This is a genomic window from Pseudidiomarina mangrovi, from assembly GCF_003999375.1.
In the GTDB taxonomy this organism is placed as follows: domain Bacteria; phylum Pseudomonadota; class Gammaproteobacteria; order Enterobacterales; family Alteromonadaceae; genus Pseudidiomarina; species Pseudidiomarina mangrovi.
This window is the reverse complement of record NZ_RJLC01000008.1, coordinates 101,032-119,253: the sequence shown is the minus strand read 5'-3', so window position 1 is coordinate 119,253 and position 18,222 is coordinate 101,032. Positions and strand designations below refer to the sequence as shown.

Annotated in this window: 15 protein-coding genes; 9 read left to right on the top strand and 6 right to left on the bottom strand. The window is 52.8% G+C overall.

Annotated features, from left to right (window positions below; genetic code table 11):
• Nucleotides 1–37 precede the first annotated feature (37 nt).
• Complete coding sequence (djlA, locus tag EFO84_RS02740; RefSeq protein ID WP_127346537.1) at nucleotides 38–853, top strand: co-chaperone DjlA; 816 nt, start codon at nucleotides 38–40, stop codon at nucleotides 851–853.
• On the opposite strand, the gene EFO84_RS02735 is transcribed toward djlA, so the two are convergent.
• Both EFO84_RS02735 and EFO84_RS02730 read right to left on the bottom strand, forming a co-directional pair.
• Entirely contained in the window at nucleotides 854–1,510 is a 657-nt protein-coding gene (locus tag EFO84_RS02735) for a pseudouridine synthase (RefSeq protein WP_127346536.1), read from the bottom strand.
• Nucleotides 1,507–4,212, bottom strand: coding sequence for an SNF2-related protein (locus EFO84_RS02730; protein WP_127346535.1), 2,706 nt, complete (start codon nucleotides 4,210–4,212; stop codon nucleotides 1,507–1,509). The genes EFO84_RS02735 and EFO84_RS02730 overlap by 4 nt, the downstream gene beginning before the upstream one ends.
• 159 nt (nucleotides 4,213–4,371) lie before the next feature.
• On the opposite strand from EFO84_RS02730, the gene EFO84_RS02725 reads away from it, so the two are divergent.
• A complete protein-coding gene (locus EFO84_RS02725) occupies nucleotides 4,372–5,757 on the top strand; it encodes a PhoH family protein (RefSeq protein ID WP_127346534.1) in 1,386 nt (461 codons plus the stop codon).
• A 2-nt stretch (nucleotides 5,758–5,759) separates the two neighbouring features.
• On the opposite strand, the gene ruvX is transcribed toward EFO84_RS02725, so the two are convergent.
• From ruvX to EFO84_RS02705, 4 genes are read right to left on the bottom strand one after another with little or no spacing between them, the layout of a single operon-like run.
• A complete protein-coding gene (gene ruvX, locus EFO84_RS02720) occupies nucleotides 5,760–6,173 on the bottom strand; it encodes a Holliday junction resolvase RuvX (protein ID WP_127346533.1) in 414 nt (137 codons plus the stop codon).
• On the bottom strand, nucleotides 6,170–6,736 hold the full coding sequence (locus EFO84_RS02715) for a YqgE/AlgH family protein (RefSeq protein ID WP_127346532.1): 567 nt from the start codon (nucleotides 6,734–6,736) through the stop codon (nucleotides 6,170–6,172). The genes ruvX and EFO84_RS02715 overlap by 4 nt, the downstream gene beginning before the upstream one ends.
• 33 nt (nucleotides 6,737–6,769) lie before the next feature.
• Nucleotides 6,770–7,714, bottom strand: a complete 945-nt coding sequence (gene gshB, locus EFO84_RS02710; RefSeq protein WP_127346531.1) for a glutathione synthase — start codon at nucleotides 7,712–7,714, stop codon at nucleotides 6,770–6,772.
• 31 nt (nucleotides 7,715–7,745) lie between these two features.
• Entirely contained in the window at nucleotides 7,746–8,492 is a 747-nt protein-coding gene (locus tag EFO84_RS02705; protein WP_127346530.1) for a 16S rRNA (uracil(1498)-N(3))-methyltransferase, read from the bottom strand.
• Between the two features lie 143 nt (nucleotides 8,493–8,635).
• Here EFO84_RS02705 and EFO84_RS02700 point away from each other — a divergent pair, with 143 nt between their 5' ends.
• The 7 genes from EFO84_RS02700 (at nucleotide 8,636) to fba (ending at nucleotide 18,214) form a co-directional block, all read left to right on the top strand.
• Nucleotides 8,636–10,504 (top strand): M1 family metallopeptidase, encoded by a 1,869-nt coding sequence (locus tag EFO84_RS02700; protein ID WP_127346529.1) that lies wholly within the window; start codon nucleotides 8,636–8,638, stop codon nucleotides 10,502–10,504.
• Nucleotides 10,505–10,506: 2 nt separating this feature from the next.
• Nucleotides 10,507–11,562 carry a zinc-binding dehydrogenase gene (locus EFO84_RS02695; protein ID WP_127346528.1) on the top strand — a complete coding sequence of 352 codons (1,056 nt, stop codon included), beginning with the start codon at nucleotides 10,507–10,509 and terminating at the stop codon, nucleotides 11,560–11,562.
• A 94-nt stretch (nucleotides 11,563–11,656) separates the two neighbouring features.
• Complete coding sequence (metK, locus tag EFO84_RS02690) at nucleotides 11,657–12,805, top strand: methionine adenosyltransferase (protein ID WP_127346527.1); 1,149 nt, start codon at nucleotides 11,657–11,659, stop codon at nucleotides 12,803–12,805.
• 68 nt (nucleotides 12,806–12,873) lie between these two features.
• Nucleotides 12,874–14,883, top strand: coding sequence for a transketolase (gene tkt / locus EFO84_RS02685; RefSeq protein WP_127346526.1), 2,010 nt, complete (start codon nucleotides 12,874–12,876; stop codon nucleotides 14,881–14,883).
• A complete protein-coding gene (epd, locus tag EFO84_RS02680; RefSeq protein ID WP_127346525.1) occupies nucleotides 14,880–15,929 on the top strand; it encodes an erythrose-4-phosphate dehydrogenase in 1,050 nt (349 codons plus the stop codon). The genes tkt and epd overlap by 4 nt, the downstream gene beginning before the upstream one ends.
• 2 nt (nucleotides 15,930–15,931) lie before the next feature.
• On the top strand, nucleotides 15,932–17,113 hold the full coding sequence (locus EFO84_RS02675; protein ID WP_127346524.1) for a phosphoglycerate kinase: 1,182 nt from the start codon (nucleotides 15,932–15,934) through the stop codon (nucleotides 17,111–17,113).
• Nucleotides 17,114–17,149: 36 nt separating this feature from the next.
• Nucleotides 17,150–18,214, top strand: coding sequence for a class II fructose-bisphosphate aldolase (gene fba / locus EFO84_RS02670; RefSeq protein WP_127346523.1), 1,065 nt, complete (start codon nucleotides 17,150–17,152; stop codon nucleotides 18,212–18,214).
• Nucleotides 18,215–18,222 lie beyond the last annotated feature (8 nt).

Below are 18,222 nucleotides of genomic sequence, written 5' to 3'. Positions count from 1 at the left end.
CCGCGCCCCAACGTAGCTAGGCCATTGCGAGGAATTCATGATAGGTCGGTTATTAGGCACGTTATTTGGTTTCATGCTGGCACGTTTTGCTGGCGCGGTAGTCGGGTTTGCGATTGGCTGGTGGTTTGATAAATCATTGCAGCAAGCACTGCGCAGCTCACCCAATCAAGGCGCCCGGCAGCAACAATTTTTACTGACCTTTTTTGAGGTGCTGGGGCATCTAGCCAAATCTAAAGGCCGTGTCACCGCAGATGATATTCAGTTTGCTAGCCGACGGCTAGACGAACTGCGCCTTGATGGTGAGGCTCGACAAGCAGCCATGGCCGCATTTAATCGTGGCAAGCAAGCTGATTACCAAGTACAGCAACAAGTACAAGCGTTACGCCAAGGCGGTGTCGCGCGGCGCGACTTACTCAACTACTTTTTGGGGCAGGTGATTGTTGCGGCGCTCCTCGATGGTCAGCTCGAAGCTGCCGAATATGAGGTAATTCGCAAAGTAGCAGCTGCACTTGGGGTAAGTAAGTTGCAGCTCGACATGATGCTGCAAATGACTCAGGCACGCTTCCGTTTTGAACAGTATCAGTCCCATGGCGGTCAGTCATACCATGAGCAAGCGCAAGGCCGCAGTGCCCGGCCATCGTCGGCACAGCAGTTGGCCGATGCTTATGCCGTGCTTGGGGTAGAGCGCAGCGCCTCAGCGGCCGAGGTGAAACGTGCTTATCGTAAATTAATGGCGAAACATCACCCGGATAAGCTCGCAGCACAGGGGCTACCGCCGGAGATGCGCGCCAGTGCACAGCAAAAAGCGCAGCAAATTCAAGCAGCCTACGAATTAATCAAGCAAGCGGGTTAATTAAAACTCGGCCGCGCACTCAAAACGCAGCAGTGCGCCGCTGCTGGGGTGGGTGAACTGCAGTGTTTCGGCATGCAGCAGCAGGCGCGGTGCGGCAGTGAATGCCTCACCCTCGGCATAAAACTTATCACCACAGATGGGCGTGCCCAGTGCTTGCATGTGCACGCGCAGTTGATGCGAACGACCGGTGATTGGGGTTAACGCTAACACCGCACCAACAGCGTTGGTATGCAGCACACGGTAAGCAGTTTGTGAACTTTTACCGAGCACTAAATCAAGCATTTGCCGCGGTCGATTAGGCCAATCACAGCGCATGGGTAGATCAATATAGCCCGCCTGCGCCGGTGGCATGCAATAGACTTGCGCGCGGTAGCTTTTCTGCACCGTGCGGCGTTCAAACTGGCGCTGAATCGCCGCTTGCGCGGGCTTATTGAGGGCAAACAGCACAATCCCTGAGGTGGCCATATCCAAGCGATGCACCACCCGTGCCGTTGGCAATACCAGTAATAACCGCGTATACAACGAATCATAATGCTGCGGCTCTTTGCCCGGCACACTCAACAACCCGCTAGGTTTATCCACCACCACGATATCGTCGTCGCGATAAAGTATGCGCAAATAAGGCTGCATGGGTGGGTCATAGCGCAGTAAGGTCATGTTGGTAAATTCACCACTAAGCGCACCGCATCAAGTTGCAACAACGGCTGAGTAATACCTTGCAGCAGTTGCTGGCGGCGTTGCTGCAGCGCCGCTAATTCAACGGCAGGTGCCTGCGGATTGCGTTGGAGCAATTGTTGCATGCGCTGTTGCGCGCGGTCTAATTCACCCTCGAGCTGCTTTAAAGCACCCGCAGCAAGCTGCTGTTGCTGCTGTTCAGCGGGTACCCAGGCTTGCTTCAGCAATTGCTGCCACTGCGGTCGTAGCTGTTTCAGCAAACCACGGGCGGTTTGTTTATCAACCCGTTGCAACTGGCTATCAAAGCCCTGACTGCCAACTTTCGTGGATAAGTCACGACCTTGGCTGTCGAGTAATACTCGCAGTGTTTGGCGTGGATAGAACTCGGCGGCAACCGCCGGTGCTGGTGCAACAGCGACACTACTAAAAAACACTTCAAGGAACCAACTGCCGGCCGGTAACGCACGGTTCTTCAGCAGCGCCACGGCGGTACAGCCGAAGTGATGTTCACTGAATAATTCCAGTGCGTGCTGAACTTGCGGATGATCCCAGCTTAAAAATTCCACATCATCATGGGCCAGCGCATACTGCCGGTCAAAGCTCACGGTCAGGCCATCTTCGGGTAGGCCCGGTAGATTCACTCGTAATTGTTCGGTAGGGCGTAGCCAGCCACTGTGAGCATTGAGTTCATCGTAATCGACCCCAAACGCCAACCAAAACGCCTGCATAAAACTGACCAGCTGTGGGTCGTCGTCAAAGTCGCGAATGGTGTCGATGATGGCCGCCGCTGCGTGTGGGCGGTAAGCATTCAGTTCTTGCAGTAAATCACGACCGGCGGCAACTTCTTCACGGAATTGCTGGGCGGCAATGCGGGTTTCCTCACATAGCGCGTCAACATGTGTCGCGATAAGTTGGGTGTCAGCGTCGGCACTGGTCTGCTGCTCAATCAGCGTCTTTAATCGCGCCGCAAATTGCTGATACAGTTGCGCGCCCACCGGGTTCGGGGCGCTAAAGGCCTGCATGCTGTCGTACCAACGGAACCAAATTTGTTCGGCACTATCAGCTACCACCGGCACATGAATAATCACTGCACCAGTTTGTCCGAGGCGATCCAGCCGGCCAATGCGCTGTTCGAGTAAATCAGGGTGTGGCGGTAAGTCGAACAACACCAAGTTTTGCGCACTCTGAAAGTTGCGCCCCTCGCTGCCAATCTCGGAACAAATCAGCAGCTGGCAGCCATCTTCCTCACTGGCAAAATACGCCGCCGCGCGATCACGTTCCAGTAAGCTCATGTGCTGATGGAACACCGCGGCATGAATGCCGTGACCAATGCGCAAGTGATCACTCAGCTGCAACACCTGCTCAGGTTCTCGGCAGATCACCACAAATTTATGCTGGCGCTGCTGTTTCAGCAGCGTTGTAAGCCAGTCGGCACGGCTTTGAAAGCTATCGCTACTGGCTGGCAGTGGCACTGCGCGCAGCTGACGCTCGGGGAAGCCGCCAATGTGGGCGCGGCTATTGCGAAACATCACTCGGCCGGTACCGTGGAGGTCAAGTAGGCGGTCCAACAGCAACGGCGCTTGAGCCTGCGCTAGCGCTTGGGCCAGTGGTGCAAGGGCACGGTAATTGTGTTGCTCTTGAGCAAAGGCTTCGGCATCGGCAAAGCGGTCGCTATCGAGCAAGCGCAGCCGTGCTAAATGAGCCTCGCTGCCAGCCCGTTCAGGGGTGGCACTTAATAACAGCAATGCTGGAATAGCTTCACAGAGTTGTTGTAGCGCACTGAAATGCGGCTGCTCTGGGGCAATTTGATGGGCTTCATCGACGACCAGCAAATCCCAGGGTACATCGATAAGTTCGGCGAACCAAAACGGTTTGCTGAGCATGCTCAGCGGTAGCAGCACCAGTTGCTCGCTAGCAAAAACCGCATCACTACTGAGCGCGGTTTGCTCGCAACGTTCTTGGTCAAACAAACTGAAGCGCAGCGCGAATCGGCGCTGTAGCTCCACTAACCATTGGTGACAGAGACTGTCTGGTACCACCACCAACAGCCGTGAACTGCGCCCGGTGAGCAGCCGCCGTTGCATGATCAAGCCGGCTTCGATGGTCTTACCCAAGCCAACCTCATCGGCCAGCAGTACCCGCGGTTGAAAGCGATCAGCAACACTTGCGGCGATATACAATTGGTGGCCCAGTAGCTGCGCCCGCGCACCCAACAGCCCAGCCATGCGACTGTGTTGCCAGCGGCGCAAATACTGTTGTGCTTGTTGGCGTAGTCGAAATAAATCCAGGCGATCAATTTTACCTGCCAACATGCGTGTCAAAGGTTGTTGCGTGGCGACATTGGCGGCCAGCTGTGCTTCGGCCACGCTGACCGTTTGTTGATCATCTTCGCGCTCGCCTTGATACACCCAACAGCCATTGCGGGCGCTCCGAGCAGTAATCCGAAACCACCAGCCTTCGGCATGTTGTGCGCGTTCATCGATTAGTAGGGTAAAGCGTGCCAGTGGCGCAGCGTCACGAGCGTATTGGCGTAAGGCATCAGTAGCGGGGAAAAATACACTGATAAGGCGGCCTTGCACCTGTGTAATGAGACCCAGACCTTGGTCCGTTTCAGTTTCACTGAGCCATCGTTGCCCGACCTGAAACTCGCTATCCATGTCAGTGTTTATCTGCGCTTGCGCCATGCCCGAACAACCTTACCTAAGAAGACCTCGAAAAAGGGCGCACATGGTAACGAAAAAAAATCGAATGTTCACACCCTTTTCATAAAAACTGCGCTAGTCTTAAGTAAGTAAGGTTTAGCGCATCATAACTATAGTTCATAACCGCTGCTGAGGTACTGCATGCCTGAAACTCAATCCAAGTATTACCTGCTCGATACCAATATCCTTCTGCACGAACCGCTCGCCTTTTTAAACTTTGAAGAACACCACGTGGTTATTCCCATGGTGGTTCTTGAAGAACTCGACAACATCAAAGATCGCCATAAAGATGTCAGCCGTGAGGCACGAGTTGCTATTCGCTCGTTAGAAAATGCACTGAAAGATGCCACCCCGGAGCAAATCCTGGCGGGTGTGCCATTAGCGGCTATGCAGGGCGCCCATCATGCCCAGGGTACCTTGTCGATTTTCCCTGACTATCAACTCAAGCAAAGTGATTCAGCGCTGAATTTGCACGAGAATGATCACCGCATCATTCAGGCCGCCTTGGAATTACAGAAGCAGCACAGCAAAGCCAAAGTAGTCTTGGTGACCAAAGACATCAATATGCGCTTAAAAGCGAAAGGCGCAGGGGTGAAGCTGGTTGAAGATTACCGTACTGACCAGTTGATCGACGATATTCGCTTTCTCTCTAAAGGTTTTGTTGAAGTAGAGGGCGATTTTTGGGATGGCGTGGGTGAAGTCACTTCCGTCCAAGAGGGTCGTGAAACCTTTCATGAAGTTGAACGCTCAGTACTGCCAGCGGTATTTCGCAACCAATATATTGTCGACCAAAGCGAGACCTTTGCCGCGAAAGTGGTGGGTTACGATAACCAATTTGTGCGCCTGCATGATTTAGGCTTTGAGCGGATGATGTCTTACAAAGCGTGGGGCATTCACCCGAAGAATATCTACCAAGCCATGGCCTTGAACGCCTTGCTGGACCCGAATATTGATTTGGTGATTTTGACTGGCCCCGCCGGCAGCGGTAAAACTCTGCTAGCGCTCGCTGCCGCTCTTGAACAGGTGGTTGAACAGGGTATTTACGAAAAAATTATCGTCACCCGTAACACCCCTGAAATTGCCGAATCCATTGGTTATCTGCCGGGTACCGAAGAAGAGAAAATGGCACCGTGGCTGGCGGCTATCACCGACTCATTAGAAGTACTGCACAAACATGATGAAAGCATGGAATCGAGCATGAACTACATCATGAATAAGGCCAATATTCAGTTTAAATCGCTGAACTTTATGCGCGGCCGCAGTATTCAGAATGCCATTGTACTCCTCGATGAATCGCAAAACTTAACCGCGTCACAGTTAAAAACCATTATTACCCGCTGTGGGCAGGGTACCAAAATCATCTGTTCGGGTAACTTGGCGCAAATTGATAGCTATTATCTGACCGCGGTGACCTCAGGCTTAACCTATATTGTTGAGCGCTTTAAGGATTATCCGGGCAGCGCGACCATTAATTTAAACGGCGTGGTGCGTAGTAATTTAGCCCAGTACGCTGAAGAAAACTTATAAACCTAGGCGGAACGACTCAGATAGTCTTCGAGGATCAGTTGGGCAGCAGCGCTGTCCACCTTTTCTTTTTGCAGGTTTTTGAAACCGCCACGGGAAAACAGCGATTCTTTCGCTGCTACCGTGGTTAAGCGCTCGTCTTGCAGATGCACCGGTAAGCCAAAGCGGCCGTGCAAACGGTTGGCAAATTTTCGCGCCATATCGGTCAGCGGCTGTTCGCTGCCATCCATATTCAGTGGCAAGCCTACCACCAGCTCCTTAGGTTGCCAGGTGCTGATGAGTTTACTCACGTCATCCCAGTTGGGCTGACCATCTTTGGCACGCAGCGCGGCCAGCGGCGAAGCGGTGCCAGTGATACGCTGACCCACCGCTACGCCAATACTAAAGGTACCAAAATCAAAGCCTAAAATTTGGCTCATGCATGCCCCACATCTGGGCCTAGTTGCCATGGTTCAATACCTAATTTCGCGGTAGCGCGCTGCCAGCGTTCGCGAATAGGTGTGTTGAACAAAATCTCCGCATCGGCAGGGATCACCAACCAACTATTTTCGGCTAACTCACGTTCCAGCTGTCCAGCTTCCCAACCAGCATAACCTAAGGTCAGCAAATACCGTTCTGGCGCATGACCTTGGCCCATGGCCTCGAGGATATCTTTGGAGGTGGTGATCATCACTTGCTCGCTCAGCTTTACCGAACTGCGCCAGCCATGATCCGGCGCATGCAGCACAAAGCCGCGGTCGCGCGCTAACGGGCCGCCGGCAAATACCGGTTTTTGCAGCACTGGGCTTTTACTGGGCACCACAATTTCAAGTTGTTGCAATAGGCTTTCTACGGTCACATCTACCGGCTGATTAATCACTAACCCCATAGCGCCATCTTTGTTGTGCTCGCAAATGTAGGTCACGGCACGAGCGAAAAATGGGTCATCCATAGTCGGCATGGCAATTAAAAAGTGATTTTCTAAGCTGGTTAAGGTTTCCATACAGCGTTTCTACCTCACAACAACAAGCCAACACTAGTGCTGGCGATAGCGTTCAATGGCCTCAAATAACTGACCGGCGATATTGATGTTATATGCGGCCTCAATTTCACGCATGCAAGTAGGGCTGGTGACATTTATTTCGGTAATGCGGTCGCCGATCACGTCAAGGCCGACGAGTAACAGGCCACGACGTTGCAATTCCGGCCCCACAGCGCGAGCTAGAGCCCAGTCGCTATCGCTCAGCGGTTGTGGTCGACCGCTGCCACCAGCGGCCAAGTTACCGCGGGTTTCACCGGCCGATGGTACCCGTGCGAGGGCATACGGCATGGCTTCACCGTCAATCATCAAAATACGCTTATCGCCGTCTTTAATAGCCGGTAAGTAGCGTTGCACCATAGCAAATTGCTGACCGTGATTGGTCAGTGTTTCAATGATCACGCCAAGGTTGGCGCCATCGGCGGCGACGCGGAAAATCGAAGCACCACCCATGCCATCTAAAGGCTTCAAAATAATATCGCCATGCTGCTGATGGAAGGCGCGAATTTGCTCCGCACGGCGGCTGACAATAGTTGGCGGTGTGTGCTCGGCAAACCAAGCAGTAAAGAGTTTTTCATTACAGTCGCGCAGGCTTTGCGGCTTATTTACCACTAAACTGCCGCGCTGTTCCGCTAACTCCAACATATAAGTGGCGTACACATATTCCATATCAAAGGGCGGATCTTTGCGCATCATGATCACGTCAAAATTAGCCAATGGTTGTTCGTTGGCTTCGCCCAAGGTGAAGTAGTCAGTGGCTTGGTCACGCACGCTAACGCTGCGGGCACGCGCCATCGGTTCACCCTGCACAATAGAGAGGTCGGCGAGCTCCAGGTAATAGCACTCATAGCCCCGCGCTTGCGCCTCTAGCAGTAAGCGAAAGCTAGTATCTTTGTAGGTTTTGATGCTGGCGATGGGGTCCATAATCATGGCAAGTTTCATGAGCTATCCTCGTAAACGACTAACGCAGCAGTTAGGCAAGATCGCCAAACTGATACTGAATCACGGTTAATGCGGCCAATGCCGCGGTTTCGGTACGCAACACACGCGGGCCTAGGCGTACTGGGGCAAACTGATGCGCTTGCGCTTGGCTTACTTCGCTGTCGGTCAGACCACCCTCAGGGCCAATCAACAGCTGAATGCGTTCAGCTGCCACCACCTGCTGTTGCAGCGGTGTCGTGGCATGTGGGTCAAGAGTTAAGCGCAACGCTGGCGGAAGCTGGTTGAGCCAATCCTGCAGCGACTGCGGTTGATGCACCAGCGGCACCACACTGCGACCACTTTGCTCGCAGGCGGCAATAACGATTTTTTGCCACTGTTGCTGCTTTTTATCCAGCCGCTCGCCAGTCAATTTAACCCCGCAGCGTTCGGTAAATAGTGGGGTAATAGCACTCACCCCAAGCTCCACCGATTTCTGCAACACAAAGTCCATGCGGTCGCCGCGCGAAATACCTTGGCCCAAATGAATCGCCACCGGCGCTTCGCTGGAATTAGCGGTTACTGCATCCACCCGCACCTGAACCTGACGCTTGTCGACCTGCACAATGCTGGCATCGTAGTTATTGCCATCACCGCTAAACAGTTGCAGCGCCTGACCAACCTGCATACGTAATACCCGGCCAACATGATTAGCCGCATCATCACCAAGCTGCAGCACCGCCCCCACTGCTAAGGGGCTGGCAGTTAATGGTAAGTCATGGAAAATTCGCGGTTTGCGCATACATTAATCTCGTTCACACTTTTCTGCATCTTAGCAGACCAACGGCTAAACCGTCAGTAGCAAAAGCATTTGACCTGAGCGCCACAGCAACGGATCATGCAGTTATTGTTAATTTATGTTGAAGCGATTTTCAGGAGTCATCAATGAGCCTCAAGCAGCCGATTAAGCCGGTGCTAGCAGCCGCCTGTGCGTTAGTTACGCTGGCCAATGCCGCCCCCGCAATGAGCAAAGATTTACACAGCTACGCCGCGCTTGACCAGGTCAGCACCAGTCATTTGCATTTAGCGGTAACGGTAGATTTTGAGCGCAGTGAAGTGCGCGGAAGCGCCAGCTACGATTTAGTCCGCCATACTGATGCTAGCGAAATTCATCTCGATACCCGCGAGCTCACTATTAGTAAAGCTGAAATTGCCGTCAACGGTGATTGGCAAGATACCACCTTTACCCTGGCTGAGGCCCACCCGGCACTGGGGCAAAAGCTGACCGTGCAGATTGGTGATAAAGCCGACAAAGTTCGTATTCATTATGCCTCGGCGCCAACTGCCAGTGGTTTGCAGTGGCTTACACCGGAGCAAACTGCCGGCAAACAGCAGCCATTTATGTTTAGCCAATCTCAAGCTATTCATGCGCGCAGCTGGATCCCGATTCAAGACACCCCGGCGCTGCGCTTGACCTATAGCGCCGAAGTCACCACCAAGCCTGGCTTGTTAGTGGTCATGAGTGCGAATAATCCGTTGGGTGATGAGCGCCCGGGGCGTTATGAATTCGCCATGCCGCAAGCTATTCCGCCGTATCTGATCGCCATAGCTGCAGGTGACCTTGCGATTAAAGAAATCAACCAGCAAGTGGCGATTTTCGCGGAACAATACATTGTTGATGCCGCCGCCTGGGAGTTTGCTGATACCCCGCGCATGATCGATATCACCGAGCAAATGTACGGCCCATATTTGTGGGACCGTTACGATTTATTGGTGTTGCCACCGAGCTTTCCGTTTGGTGGTATGGAAAATCCACGCTTATCGTTTATCACCCCAACGGTGGTTTCCGGTGACCGCAGCTTAATTAACCTGATTGCCCACGAGCTGGCGCATTCATGGTCGGGCAATTTAGTCACCAATGCCACTTGGCGCGACTTATGGATCAACGAAGGCTTCACCAGCTACGTTGAAAACCGCATTATGGAAGCATTATTCGGCACCGAGCACGCGCAAATGGAGTTGTCACTGGGCTATCAAGACCTGATGGCTGATTTGCAGCGCTTGCCGGAAGGCGACCAAGTGATGCATCTTGAGCTCGGCCAACGCGACCCCGATGATGCCTTCTCGCAAGTACCGTACGTAAAAGGCCAACTGTTTTTAGTTTACCTAGAGCAGCAATTTGGGCGCCAGAATTTCGATAAATTCTTACGCCAGTATTTTGCTGATTTCGCCTTTAAGAGTATTGATACCGCTACCTTGAAAGCGTATCTGCAAGCCGAATTGTTGGCTAAATATCCAAGCGAAGTAACTATCGCCAAAATCGACCAATGGTTGCATCAGCCTGGTTTACCAGTCGATGCGCCACGGCCTAGCTCCGATGCTTTTACCAAGGTTGAGCAGCAAACTCAGCGTTGGCTAAAAGGTGGGCAGTTGCAGCCAGCGGGCTGGACCACCCATGAATGGCTGCATTTCATTAATAACCTGCCGTTAGATATTTCAGCGGTCAACATGGCGCGTTTAGATCGTGAGTTCAAACTCACAGATAGTCAAAACAGCGAGATTGCCCATGCCTGGTTAAAGTTAGCAATTATCAAAAAATATGAACCAGCACGTGATAGATTGCGTAGTTACCTGCTAACTATTGGTCGCAATAAATTAGTCAGCCCACTGTATCGCGAGCTGGCCCGAACCCCAGATAACCTAAGCTGGGCACGGGACGTGTATCAACAAGCGAAGGCGGGTTATCACCCGCTCACACAAAGTGTTGCCGAGGGCCTGTTGTACCCAGCTGACACCACCACCGAGGACAAATAATTATGAGCAAAGCTATTGGATATGCCGCCCAAGCTGGCGATCAGCCGTTAAATTACTTTGAATTTGAGCGTCGTGAGCCAACCGGCAACGATGTCGAAATTGTCATCGATTATTGCGGCGTGTGTCACTCTGACTTACACACTGCTCGCGGCGAATGGGCTGGGGTGCGCTTCCCAGTGGTACCAGGCCATGAAATTGTCGGCCGCGTACTGCGCGTAGGCAGTAACGTGACCAAGTTCAAAGTAGGCGATACCGTCGGTGTGGGCTGTTTAGTCGATTCATGCCGCAGCTGCGACTGCTGTGCTGAGGGCCTCGAGCAGTATTGTGAAAATGGTTTTGTGGGAACCTATAATGGTGATGACAAGCATCTTGGCGGCCATACCTTTGGCGGCTACTCAAACCATATCGTTGTCGACCAAGATTTCGTGTTACGGGTGTCGGATAAACTCGACTTAGCAGCTGTTGCACCGTTGTTGTGCGCCGGTATAACGACCTATTCACCATTACGCCATTGGAATATTGGTCCGGGTCATCGCGTCGGTGTGGTTGGTTTGGGTGGCCTTGGCCATATGGCGGTAAAATTAGCCAAAGCAATGGGTGCCGAAGTGGTGCTATTTACCACTTCGAGCAATAAAGTTGCCGACGGTAAACGCTTGGGCGCTGACCATGTGGTGATCTCGAAAGACCCAGAGCAAATGGCGGCGTGGGCGAATAAACTCGACTTTATTTTGAATACCGTCGCAGCTCCGCATAACTTGGATAGCTTCTTAGCATTACTGCGGTTCAATGGCACCATGACCCTAGTAGGCGCCCCAGCAGAGGCGCATCCATCGCCGAATGTATTCAATTTAATCTTCAAGCGACGCAGCTTAGCTGGTTCGCTGATTGGTGGCATCAAAGAAACCCAAGAAATGCTGGATTTCTGCGCCGAGCACAACATTGTTGCTGACATTGAAATGATTGCTATGGACGACATCAACGACGCCTACGAGCGGATGTTGAAAAGTGATGTGAAATATCGTTTCGTTATCGATATGAGTACGCTCAATCAGAAATAAAGACTTTTAGACGTCTAAATGTGGAAAGTGCGTGGCCAGTCTGCTAGACTACGCGCACTTTTTTTATCACCGTTTTTAGCTGAGTTTAGCCACCATGAGCAAGCACGTTTTTACCTCCGAGTCGGTGTCCGAGGGGCATCCAGATAAAATTGCTGACCAAATTTCAGATGCCGTCCTCGACGCCATTCTGGCTGAAGATCCACATGCCCGTGTGGCCTGTGAAACCTTCGTCAAAACCGGTATGGTGCTGGTGGGTGGTGAAATTAGCACCAATGCTTGGGTGGATATCGAAGACATCACCCGCCGTACCGTCAGTGAAATTGGCTACGTGCATTCTGACATGGGCTTTGATGGCGCCTCATGCGCAGTGTTAAACGCTATTGGCAAGCAATCACCGGATATTAGCCAAGGTGTTGACCGTGCCCGCCCTGAAGATCAAGGTGCTGGTGACCAAGGCTTGATGTTTGGTTATGCCTCCAATGAAACCGACGTATTGATGCCGGCACCGATTACCTATGCACACCGCTTGGTGCAGCAGCAGGCCTTGGTGCGCAAAGATGGCACCTTGCCATGGTTGCGCCCAGATGCAAAAAGTCAGCTGACCTTTGTCTATGAAAACGGCAAGCCGGTGGGCATTGACGCCATTGTGTTATCGACCCAGCACGCCGATGTGATTAGCCAGAAAGATCTCCGTGAAGCAGTGATTGAACATATCATTAAGCCGGTGATCCCAGCGCAGTGGTGGCCCGCCAGCAGCGAGCGTATTTTCATCAACCCAACCGGTAAATTCGTCATTGGTGGTCCTATGGGCGACTGTGGTTTGACCGGTCGTAAGATCATTGTCGATACCTATGGTGGCATGGCTCGTCATGGCGGTGGTGCGTTCTCCGGTAAAGACCCATCGAAAGTTGACCGTAGTGCTGCCTATGCCGCTCGTTACGTGGCGAAAAACCTGGTCGCTGCTGGCTTAGCTGAGCGCTGCGAAATTCAGGTTTCCTATGCCATTGGCGTGGCTGAGCCGACCTCCATCAGTATTGAAACCTTCGGTACTAGCCGTCATGACGAAGACACCTTGATTGCTCTGGTGCGTCGTCATTTCGATTTACGCCCATATGGGCTCATCAAAATGCTGGATTTAGAGCGGCCCATTTACCGTGCTACAGCGGCCTATGGCCACTTTGGTCGTGACGAGTTCCCGTGGGAGCAAACCGACAAGGTTGACGCGCTTCGCGCTGACATCTAATTTGCTAAAAAGCCCCGAAATGTGGACAATACGCGTCATCATTGATGCTATCCACTTCGGGGTTTTTTATGACGACTGCAGTTTCCCAACGCCAACACCTAGCGAACGCTATCCGCGCTTTAAGTATGGATGCCGTTCAGCAAGCCAACTCGGGTCATCCGGGCGCGCCAATGGGTATGGCAGACATCGCCGAAGTGTTGTGGCGCAAGTTTCTCAAGCATAACCCCAATAACCCGCAGTGGGCTGACCGCGACCGTTTTGTGTTATCTAATGGTCATGGTTCAATGCTGATTTATTCATTGCTGCATTTGAGCGGCTATGATCTGAGCATTGATGACCTTAAACAGTTTCGCCAGTTGCATGCAAAAACCCCAGGGCACCCAGAATTTGGCTATGCGCCTGGGGTAGAAACCACCACGGGGCCGCTGGGTCAGGGTATTACCAATGCCGTGGGTATGGCGCTGGCCGAGAAAGTCTTAGCCGCGCAGTTCAACCGCCCGCAGCACCAAATCGTGGATCACTACACCTATACCTTTTTGGGCGACGGCTGTCTCATGGAAGGCATCTCGCACGAGGCTTGTTCACTGGCTGGCACTCTGGGGCTGGGCAAACTGATTGCGTTTTATGATGACAACGGTATCTCCATTGATGGCGAAGTAGAGGGCTGGTTTACCGACGATACCCGTATGCGCTTTGAAAGCTACGGCTGGCAGGTGCTGGGCCCGCTCGATGGCCACGACGCTGATGCTGTTGAAGCGGCCATTACCGCAGCGCAAGCTGAGGTGCGCCGCCCCACACTGATTATTTGTAAAACCATTATTGGCTTTGGCGCGCCCAACAAGCAGGGTACTGAGAGCTGTCACGGCGCGCCGTTAGGTGCTGATGAAATTGCTGCAGCTCGGCAGCAACTGAACTGGAACCATGGCCCGTTTGAAATCCCCGCTGAAGTGTATCAGCAGTGGGATGCGCGCAGCAGCGGCAGCATCGCTGAAGCCGCCTGGCAGGTTAAATTTGATGCTTACCGTGCGGCGTACCCAGCGCTGGCGAGCGAATTTGAACGCCGCTTAAACGGCGATCTGCCAGCCGATTTTGCCGCCCAAGCGCAACGCTATATTGAGCAATTGCAAGCCAACCCAGCTACTATCGCTAGCCGCAAAGCCTCGCAAAATGCCATTAATGCCTTTGCCCCACTGTTGCCAGAATTACTCGGTGGCTCAGCCGACTTAGCGGGCTCCAATTTAACCCTGTGGAGCGGTTCAAAAGGTATCAGCGCCGACGATGCCAGCGGTAACTATGTCTATTACGGTGTGCGTGAATTTGGCATGTCAGCCATGATGAACGGCATTGCCTTACACGGTGGTTTTGTGCCGTACGGCGCCACTTTCTTGATGTTTATGGAGTATGCGCGTAATGCCGTGCGCATGGCAGCGTTGATGAAACAGCGCTGTATCTTTGTGTATACCCACGATTCCATTGGCCTTGGCGAAGATGGCCCAACCCACCAGCCGGTTGAGCAAACCGCCAGCTTACGCATGACCCCGAACATGAGCACTTGGCGCCCCTGCGACCAAGTCGAATCAGCGGTAGCTTGGCAGGCGGCATTGCAGCGCCAAGACGGGCCAACAGCGTTAATTTTCAGTCGCCAGAATCTGCCACAACAGGGGCGTGATGCTGAGCAACTCGCCAATATTGCCCGCGGCGGTTACGTGCTGCGCGATTGCAGCGGCACCCCAGAGTTGATTCTGGTTGCCACCGGCTCAGAAGTCACCTTAGCCATGCAAGCTGCCGAGCAGCTCAGCAGCGCTGGTCATGCCGTGCGTGTGGTGTCGATGCCAGCTACCGATGTGTTCGACGCGCAACCAGCTAGCTATCGCGAGCAGGTACTGCCAGCTGCAGTGAGCAAGCGTGTTGCAGTGGAAGCGGGTATTGCCGATTACTGGTACAAGTATGTTGGTCTGCATGGCCGCATCATCGGCATGAACAGTTTTGGTGAATCCGCACCAGCGGGTGATTTATTTAAGCATTTTGGCTTCACCGTTGAGAATATCGTTCATCAGGCGCAGGAGTTATTGGCTTGAGCCAAGCGCGGCGTTATCGCATAGCCATCAATGGTTTCGGCCGCATTGGTCGCTCGGTGTTGCGGGCGCTGTATGAGCGTGGCTACCAGCAGCACCTTGAAGTGGTGGCGATTAACGAGCTCGCGCCGGTGCAGAGTATGGCGCACTTACTAAAATATGACACCAGCCATGGCCGCTTTGCCATGGCGGTGACCAGCCCTGACCAAGACACCTTGCAAGTGGGTGCTGATACAATCGGGGTGTCATCAGCGCTGACTATTGCTGAGTTGCCGTGGCAGCAACTTGAGCTTGATGCAGTGCTTGATTGTACCGGTGTGCATGGCTCCCGCCAGCATGGTCAAGCCTATGCCGAGGTTGGTGTGGAGCGGGTATTGTTCTCGCAGCCAGGCGATGCCGACCTAGATTTTACCGCCATATTTGGGGTCAATAGCGATGCCCTAGCGGCACAGCATCGTTGGGTATCCAACGGTTCATGCACCACCAATTGTATTGTGCCGGTGATTCAAGTGCTTGACCAAGCTTTTGGGATTGATAGCGGTGCCATCACCACCATTCACGCCGCCATGCACGACCAACAAGTGATTGATGCCTACAGCCCCGATTTGCGCTTAGCACGCGCCGCTGGGCGATCAATTATTCCAGTGGATACCCGCTTAGCGCGCGGTATTGAACGTATTTTGCCCAAATTTGCTGGGCGCTTTGAAGCCATTCAAGTGCGCGTACCAACCACTAATGTTACCGCCATGGACTTGAGCGTCACAGTCAACACCGCGGTATCGTTAGCCGAGGTCAATCAGGTGCTTAGCGATGCCGCTCGTGGGCCCATGGCCAGTGTGCTGGGCTATGTGGATGAGCCACTGGTATCGATTGATTTCAATCATGATCCACGTTCAAGTATTGTCGATGGCACGCAAACGCGGGTCGCCGATAAGCGATTAATTAAAGTTCTATGCTGGTGTGACAACGAATGGGGCTTTGCTAACCGCATGCTCGATACCGTTGGCGTAATGCTAGCGCGACAGTCTGCTGAGTCGATAAGGAAATAACCATGCCTGTAATCAATATGACCGATCTAGATTTAGCCGGTAAGCGGGTGCTGATCCGGGAAGATCTCAATGTGCCCATTAGTGACGGCAAAGTCAGTTCAGATGCGCGCCTTAAAGCGGCGCTGCCAACCCTTGAGCTAGCGTTGCAAAAAGGCGCCAAAGTGATGGTGATGTCACACCTAGGCCGCCCTGAAGAAGGCGTTTATGACGCTGAATCATCGTTGCAGCCGGTGGTCGATTACCTGCAGCAAGCCTTGTCAGTGCCAGTTCGCTTGGTCAGCGACTACCTCAACGGCGTTGAGGTGCAAGCTGGCGAGTTAGTGGTGTTTGAAAACGTGCGCTTTAACAAAGGTGAAGGCAAGAATAATGATGCCCTAGCGCAGCAGTTGGCCGCGCTGTGTGACGTGTTTGTGATGGATGCCTTTGGCACCGCCCACCGCGCCCAAGCATCCACCCACGGTGTAGCAAAATATGCCCCGATTGCCTGTGCTGGGCCACTGTTAGCAGCAGAGCTCGATGCGCTCGGTAAAGCACTAGCCAACCCGGCACGGCCATTAGTCGCTATTGTCGGCGGTTCAAAAGTCAGTACCAAACTCACGGTACTCGAGTCGCTGTCCGGTATTGTTGACCAGCTGATTGTTGGTGGTGGTATTGCCAATACCTTTATTGCTGGCGCCGGTCACGCCATTGGTAAATCGTTGTATGAGGCCGACTTAGTCCCAGAAGCACAGCGTTTGGTTGCGGCTGCCCGCGCCAAGGGCGGCGATATTCCACTACCAAGCGATGTGGTTACCGGCACCGAATTTAGTGCCACGGCAGCGGCTAGCACCAAAGCAGTCAGCGCGGTTGCTGCCGACGATATGATTTTTGATATTGGCCCAGATACTGCCGCGGCGTTCGCAAAAATCATCGAAAACGCCGGCACTATTGTATGGAACGGCCCAGTCGGGGTGTTTGAATTTGATCAGTTTGGTGCCGGTACCGAAGCCTTGGCCCAAGCTATTGCTGCGAGTTCAGCTTTTTCAATTGCCGGTGGCGGTGATACACTGGCGGCCATTGATAAGTATGGCATCGCTGATAAAATCAGCTACATCTCGACCGGTGGTGGAGCATTTTTAGAGTTTTTGGAAGGCAAGCAATTGCCAGCCGTCGCGATTCTGGAAGAACGCGCATTAAATGGCTAACGAGCCAAACCCAATAGGAATTTAGGAGCACATAATATGGCATTGATTTCATTACGTCAGCTACTTGATCACGCTGCCGAACACAACTATGGCGTACCAGCCTTTAACGTCAATAACTTAGAGCAAATGCGGGCAATCATGGAAGCGGCAGATGCCACTGACAGCCCGGTTATTGTGCAAGCCTCAGCGGGCGCACGTAGCTATGCCGGAGCACCGTTCTTACGCCACTTAATTCTAGCCGCCATCGAAGAATGGCCGCACATTCCAGTGGTGATGCACCAAGACCACGGTACCTCGCCAGCAGTCTGTCAGCGCTCCATTCAGTTGGGCTTTAGCTCAGTGATGATGGATGGCTCGTTACGTGCCGATGGTAAAACCCCAGCCGATTACGACTACAACGTCAGCGTGACCCAGCAAACTGTCGCTATGGCCCATGCCTGTGGCGTATCCGTTGAAGGTGAAATTGGTGTATTGGGCTCGCTCGAAACCGGTGAAGCTGGTGAAGAAGATGGTGTAGGCGCTGAAGGTAAACTCAGCCACGATCAATTACTCACTGACCCAGAAGAAGCCGCGCAATTTGTTAAAGCCACTAATGTTGATGCCTTAGCCATTGCTTGTGGCACGTCACACGGCGCCTATAAATTTTCACGACCACCAACCGGTGATATTTTGGCCATTGGACGCATTAAAGAAATTCACCGTCGTATTCCCAACACGCACTTAGTGATGCACGGTTCATCGTCGGTGCCACAAGAGTGGTTGAAAATCATTAACGACTTTGGCGGTGACATTGGTGAAACCTATGGTGTACCGGTTGAACAAATCGTTGAAGGCATCAAGCACGGCGTGCGTAAAGTCAATATCGATACCGATTTGCGTCTCGCTGCAACCGGTGCCATTCGCCGTCATCTGGCCAACAACACCAAGAATTTTGATCCACGGAAATTTTTACAGGCATCAACAGATGCCATGTATGATATCTGTAAAGCACGTTATGAAGCATTTGGTTGCGCTGGACAGGCCAGCAAAATTAAAGTTATATCACTCGAGGATATGTTTAAACGCTACGAGCGGGGCGAATTAGAGGCTAAAGTGAACTAATTCACGCA

Excerpts from the sequence above, each read along its gene's own strand:
- EFO84_RS02725 (WP_127346534.1), top strand. The coding sequence starts at position 4,372 with ATGCCTGAAACTCAATCCAAGTATTACCTGCTCGATACCAATATCCTT.
- EFO84_RS02730 (WP_127346535.1), bottom strand. The coding sequence starts at position 4,212 with ATGGCGCAAGCGCAGATAAACACTGACATGGATAGCGAGTTTCAGGTC.
- EFO84_RS02700 (WP_127346529.1), top strand. The coding sequence starts at position 8,636 with ATGAGCCTCAAGCAGCCGATTAAGCCGGTGCTAGCAGCCGCCTGTGCG.
- djlA (WP_127346537.1), top strand. The coding sequence starts at position 38 with ATGATAGGTCGGTTATTAGGCACGTTATTTGGTTTCATGCTGGCACGT.
- metK (WP_127346527.1), top strand. The coding sequence starts at position 11,657 with ATGAGCAAGCACGTTTTTACCTCCGAGTCGGTGTCCGAGGGGCATCCA.
- EFO84_RS02675 (WP_127346524.1), top strand. The coding sequence starts at position 15,932 with ATGCCTGTAATCAATATGACCGATCTAGATTTAGCCGGTAAGCGGGTG.
- gshB (WP_127346531.1), bottom strand. The coding sequence starts at position 7,714 with ATGAAACTTGCCATGATTATGGACCCCATCGCCAGCATCAAAACCTAC.
- ruvX (WP_127346533.1), bottom strand. The coding sequence starts at position 6,173 with ATGAGCCAAATTTTAGGCTTTGATTTTGGTACCTTTAGTATTGGCGTA.
- EFO84_RS02715 (WP_127346532.1), bottom strand. The coding sequence starts at position 6,736 with ATGGAAACCTTAACCAGCTTAGAAAATCACTTTTTAATTGCCATGCCG.
- fba (WP_127346523.1), top strand. The coding sequence starts at position 17,150 with ATGGCATTGATTTCATTACGTCAGCTACTTGATCACGCTGCCGAACAC.
- EFO84_RS02695 (WP_127346528.1), top strand. The coding sequence starts at position 10,507 with ATGAGCAAAGCTATTGGATATGCCGCCCAAGCTGGCGATCAGCCGTTA.
- EFO84_RS02735 (WP_127346536.1), bottom strand. The coding sequence starts at position 1,510 with ATGACCTTACTGCGCTATGACCCACCCATGCAGCCTTATTTGCGCATA.
- tkt (WP_127346526.1), top strand. The coding sequence starts at position 12,874 with ATGACGACTGCAGTTTCCCAACGCCAACACCTAGCGAACGCTATCCGC.
- EFO84_RS02705 (WP_127346530.1), bottom strand. The coding sequence starts at position 8,492 with ATGCGCAAACCGCGAATTTTCCATGACTTACCATTAACTGCCAGCCCC.